Source organism: uncultured Aquincola sp. (assembly GCF_964001545.1).
Lineage (GTDB): Bacteria > Pseudomonadota > Gammaproteobacteria > Burkholderiales > Burkholderiaceae_C > Aquincola.
In genome coordinates this window covers 1-4,777 of sequence record NZ_CAXFDV010000587.1, presented here as the reverse complement: position 1 = coordinate 4,777, position 4,777 = coordinate 1, and the positions used below count along the sequence as shown (strand labels likewise).

At 71.0% G+C, this 4,777-nt stretch carries 6 protein-coding genes and 1 pseudogene; 5 read left to right on the top strand and 2 right to left on the bottom strand.

The window, feature by feature from the left end; all coding sequences use genetic code 11:
* A pseudogene (locus tag ABNT58_RS20320) lies at positions 1–129 on the top strand (LysR family transcriptional regulator); the annotation flags it as partial.
* Between the two features lie 3 nt (positions 130–132).
* On the opposite strand, the gene ABNT58_RS20315 reads toward ABNT58_RS20320, so the two are convergent.
* A complete protein-coding gene (locus ABNT58_RS20315) occupies positions 133–711 on the bottom strand; it encodes a cob(I)yrinic acid a,c-diamide adenosyltransferase (RefSeq protein ID WP_348755234.1) in 579 nt (192 codons plus the stop codon).
* 75 nt (positions 712–786) lie between these two features.
* Between ABNT58_RS20315 and ABNT58_RS20310 the strand changes: the two genes are divergently transcribed.
* The 4 genes from ABNT58_RS20310 to ABNT58_RS20295 are packed head-to-tail and all read left to right on the top strand — an operon-like array spanning position 787 to position 4,250.
* Positions 787–1,560 (top strand): serine protease, encoded by a 774-nt coding sequence (locus ABNT58_RS20310; RefSeq protein WP_348755233.1) that lies wholly within the window; start codon positions 787–789, stop codon positions 1,558–1,560.
* Positions 1,561–1,604: 44 nt separating this feature from the next.
* A complete protein-coding gene (locus ABNT58_RS20305) occupies positions 1,605–3,026 on the top strand; it encodes an FAD-linked oxidase C-terminal domain-containing protein (RefSeq protein ID WP_348755232.1) in 1,422 nt (473 codons plus the stop codon).
* A 9-nt stretch (positions 3,027–3,035) separates the two neighbouring features.
* Positions 3,036–3,161, top strand: coding sequence for a hypothetical protein (locus tag ABNT58_RS20300; protein WP_348755231.1), 126 nt, complete (start codon positions 3,036–3,038; stop codon positions 3,159–3,161).
* On the top strand, positions 3,162–4,250 hold the full coding sequence (locus tag ABNT58_RS20295) for a nucleotide disphospho-sugar-binding domain-containing protein (RefSeq protein WP_348755230.1): 1,089 nt from the start codon (positions 3,162–3,164) through the stop codon (positions 4,248–4,250).
* A 6-nt stretch (positions 4,251–4,256) separates the two neighbouring features.
* On the opposite strand, the gene ABNT58_RS20290 is transcribed toward ABNT58_RS20295, so the two are convergent.
* Positions 4,257–4,777: SpoVR family protein (locus ABNT58_RS20290; RefSeq protein ID WP_348755229.1), on the bottom strand; the 521-nt coding region annotated here is incomplete at its 5' end.

Sequence of the window (4,777 nt, the reverse complement as noted above, 5' to 3'; positions counted from 1 at the left end):
GAATGGCGGCTGTCGATCTTCGGCACCCACATGCACCTGCTGTACATGCCCAACCGCCACCACACGCGGGCGATGGCGACCTTCATCGACTTCGTGCTGGCGAAGGCGCGGGGGGCGGTAGTGGCTTGAAGCTCACCCCTCCCGGGCCAGCCGCTCGCTCTTCCAGTACACGTCGTCGCCGCCCAGGCCGTCGAGGTTGGCGCGGTTGAGCACACGGGCCAGCACGAACATCAGGTCCGACAGGCGGTTGAGGTACTGGCGGGCCGCGGGCCGCACGGCAGCGGCGTCGGCGGCGGCCAGGGCCACCACCATGCGTTCGGCGCGGCGGGCCACGGTGCGGGCCACGTGGGCCAGCGCGGCGCTGCGGGTGCCGGCGGGCAGGATGAACTCCTTGAGCCGCGGCAGCGTGGCGTTGTAGTGGGCCAGCGCCTCGTCCAGACGCAGCACGGCCTCGTCCTTGAGCAGCGTGTAGCCGGGGATGGACAGCTCGCCGCCCAGGTTGAACAGCTCATGCTGGATGACCACCAGCAGCTCGCGCACGTCGTCGGGCAGCGGCTCGGCCAGCAGCACGCCCAGCTGCGAGTTGAGTTCGTCCACGTCGCCCAGCGCATGGATGCGCAGGTGGTCCTTGGGCACGCGCGTGCCGTCGCCCAGGCCGGTGGTGCCGTCGTCGCCCGTGCGGGTGGCGATTTGAGTGAGTCGGTTTGCCATAGAGGCCGATGCTAGGCCAGGTGAGCGGGTAGATTCGCCCGCATGGGCGCACAGGCGTCTGGAAGGACTTGGACGATGGACCGAAGAAGTTGCCTGGCCACCCTGGCCGCCAGCACTGCGGCACTGGTGGTCGGAACGGCCCGGGCGGGCCCGGTCGAGGTGATCGCGCGCAGCAAGCCGTCGGTGGTGGCGGTGGGGCGGTACGTGCCCACCGACAACCCACGCTTCACCTTCCGGGGCACCGGCTTCGCGGTGGACGACGGCACGCTGGTGGTCACCAATGCGCATGTGCTGCCCGAGATCCCGGCCGAGGCGGTAGGCGCCCACGTGGCGGTGCTGGTGCGCAAGGGCGCGGGCGAGGCGCCCGAGATGCGCCGCGCCAGCGTGCTGCAGGTGGTGCGGGGCCACGACCTGGCGTTGCTCAAGCTGGAAGGCGCGCCGCTGCCGCCGCTGACGCTGGCACCCACCGCCGCCATCGCCGAAGGCCAGTCCATCGTGCTGATGGGCTTTCCGCTGGGCGGGGCGCTGGGCTTCAGCCCGGTGAGCCACCGCGGGATGATCTCGTCCATCACCCCCATCGCGGCACCGGTGGCCAGCGCCCGGCAGCTGAACGAGGCCGCCATCTCACGCCTGCGCCAGGGCAGCTTCGACATCTACCAGCTCGACGCCACCGCCTACCCCGGCAACAGCGGCGGACCGGTGCTCGATGCCGACAGCGGCCAGGTGGTGGGCGTCGTCAATTCGGTCTTCGTCAAGGGCAGCAAGGAAACGGCGCTGACCGACCCTTCGGGCATCAGCTACGCGCTGCCGGTGCGGCTGGTGGCCGAGCTGCTGCGCCAGCCCCGATGAAACCTCCCTGGCAGCGTGGCGCGCCGCTGCACTAAGCTGTGGCCATGAACGCCCCGCTGTCCCCCATCCTCTTCGACGTGGATTCGCGTCGCCCCGTGCCGCCCGAGATGGTGGCCGCGCTCAAGGCCCGCTTCGGCGATCGCTGTTCCACCGCCCGCGCGGTGTGCGAGCAGCACGGCCGCGACGAGTCGCCGATCGACGTGCCGCCGCCCGAGGTGGTGGTGTACTGCGAAAGCACCGAAGAGGTGGCCGCGGTGGTGCAGCTGGCCCACCAGCATGCGGTGCCGGTGATTCCGTACGGCGTGGGCTCTTCGCTGGAAGGGCATCTGCTGGCGGTGCAGGGCGGTGTCAGCATCGACCTGTCGCGCATGAACCAGCTGCTGCGCGTGAACCCCGAAGACCTGACGGTGACGGTGCAGGCCGGCGTCACCCGCACGCAGCTGAACCGCGAGATCAAGGACACCGGGCTCTTCTTCCCGATCGACCCCGGTGCCGACGCCACGCTGGGCGGCATGTGCGCCACCCGCGCCAGCGGCACGAACGCCGTGCGCTACGGCACCATGCGCGAGAACGTGCTGGGCCTGACCGTGGTCACCGCCAGCGGCGAGGTCATCCACACCGGCACCCGTGCCCGCAAGAGCAGCGCCGGCTACGACCTGACGCGCCTTTTCGTCGGCAGCGAAGGCACGCTGGGCGTGATGACCGAGGTGACGCTGCGCCTGTATCCGCTGCCTGAAGCGGTCAGCGCCGCCATCTGCTTTTTCCCCAGCATCGACGCGGCGGTGCAGACCACCATCGCCATCATCCAGATGGGCGTGCCCATCGCCCGCTGCGAGCTGCTGGACCCCAACGCCGTGCGCGCGGTGAACCGGCACGACAAGCTCACGCTGCGCGAAGCGCCGATGCTGCTGATGGAGTTCCACGGCAGCGAAGCCGGCGTGGCCGAGCAGGCCGCCACGGTGCAGGACATCGCCCGCGAATTCGGTGGTGAAGACTTCGAATGGGCGCGCACGCCCGAAGAACGCACCCGGCTGTGGACCGCGCGCCATCACGCCTACCTGGCCGCGTTGCAGATGCGCCCGGGCTGCCGCGCCGTGACCTCGGACACCTGTGTGCCCATCTCGCGCCTGGCCGAGAGCATCAATGCCTCGGTGGCAGAAGCCGAAGGCGCCGGCCTGCCCTACTTCATCGTCGGCCATGTGGGCGACGGCAACTTCCACCTGGCCTACCTGATCGACCCCCACCTGCCGCAGGAGCGTGAAACCGCCGAGCGCCTGAACCTGCAGATGGTGGAACGCGCCATCCAGCTGGGCGGCACCTGCAGCGGCGAGCACGGCGTGGGCCTGCACAAGATGGGCTTTCTGGTGACCGAAGCCGGTGAAGGCGCGGTGGAGATGATGCGCACGCTCAAGCGCGCCCTCGACCCGCGCAACATCATGAACCCGGGCAAGATCTTCACGCTGTAGGGCCACGCCATGGCCCGCTTCCTCCTGGCTTGGGAGCTGGGTGGCGGCCTGGGCCACGCCACACCGCTGGCGCAGTTGGCGCAGCCGCTGCTGGCGGCGGGCCATGAGGTGCAGCTGGTGCTGCGCGACCTGTAGGTGCTGGGCCCGGCGTTCGGCCCGCTGGCCGCGCACCCGCGGCTGCGGGCCTGGCAGGCGCCGGTGTGGCAGCTGCCGCTGGCCGGCCAGCCGCCACCGGCCACTTACGCCGAGCTGCTGCTGCATGCCGGCTACCTGGATGCCACGCGGCTGCAAGGCCTGGCCCAGGCCTGGCGCACGCTGCTGCAGGCGTTGCAGCCCGACCTGCTGGTGGCCGACCACGCCCCCACCGCGCTGCTGGCGGCCCGCGGCCTGCCAATGCGGCGCCTGCTGGCCGGCACCGGCTTTTTCGTGCCGCCGCAGCGGCAGCCGATGCCGCCCTTCCGCGAATGGACGCCCATCGCGCCACACCGCGTGCGGGCGGCGGAAGAACGCGCGCTGGCCACCTGCAACCAGCTGCTCAGCAGTTGGGGCGAGCCGCCGCTGGCCGCGCTGCATGAGCTGCTGGCCGCCGATGCGCGCTGCCTGCTCACCTGGCCGGCGCTGGATGCGTATGCGGCGGCCCGGGAAGGCGAGCCCACCACCCACTACCTCGGCCCCCTGCCGGGCCGCGACCAAGGCGCCCTGCCCGGCTGGCCGGCCGGCGGCTTCGGCCGTGTGCTGGCCTACCTGCGGCCCGAGCCGGCGGCCACCGAGGCGGCCTTGTCGGTGCTGCAGGCCGGCCCCTGGTCCACCGTGGCCTGCGTGCCCGGCCTGGCCGTCAGCCTGAAGCAGCGCCATGCCTCGCCCCACCTGCAGTTGGTGGGCATGCCGCTGAACATGGCCCGCCTGGCCGCGCAAGCCGATGCGGTGCTGTGCCATGCCGGTGCCGGCACCGTGCATGCGGCGCTGCTGCAAGGCCGGCCGGTGGTGATGCTGCCGATGCAGGCCGAACAGCTGCTGACCGCACGGCGGGTGCAGGCCGCAGGTGCCGGTGCGCTGCTGCTGGAAGGCGAGGTGCCCGCGCAGCTGCCGGCGCTGCTGCACGCAGCGGTGGCCGGCGGCCCGATGCGCCAGGCGGCCGCACGCTTTGCCCAGCAAGCCGTCGCGCAGCCCGACGCCGCGCAAGCGCTGGCCCAGCGCTGCGTCGCGCTGGCCAGCGGCGTTTGAGAGCCTTCAGGTCGGCGCCGGCACCATCCAGCGCTTGGTCACGTCGCCCTTGGCGTTGGTGCTTTCCAGGTGCACGCCAAAGCCCCACAGCCGCGCCACGTGCTTGAGCACTTCCTGCGCGCCATCGTGCAGCGGCCGGTCGTTGTGCTGGGTGTGGCGCAGCGTCAGTGAACGGTCGCCGCGCAGGTTCACGTTCCACACCTGGATGTTGGGCTCGCGCGAGCCCAGGTCGTACTGGTGCGACAAGGCTTCACGCACACGGCGGTAGCCGTTGTCGTCGTGGATGGCCGAAACCTCCAGCTCGCTGTCCTTCTCGTCGTCGACGATGGCGAACAGGCGCAGCTCCCGCATCAACTTGGGGCTGAGGTACTGGCCGATGAAGCTCTCGTCCTTGAAGTTGCGCATCGCATGGTCCAGCGTGGGCAGCCAGTCGCTGCCCGCGATCTCGGGGAACCATTCGCGGTCTTCGTCGGTGGGCGTCTCGCACACGCGCTTCAGGTCGGTGTACATCGCAAATCCCAGCGCAT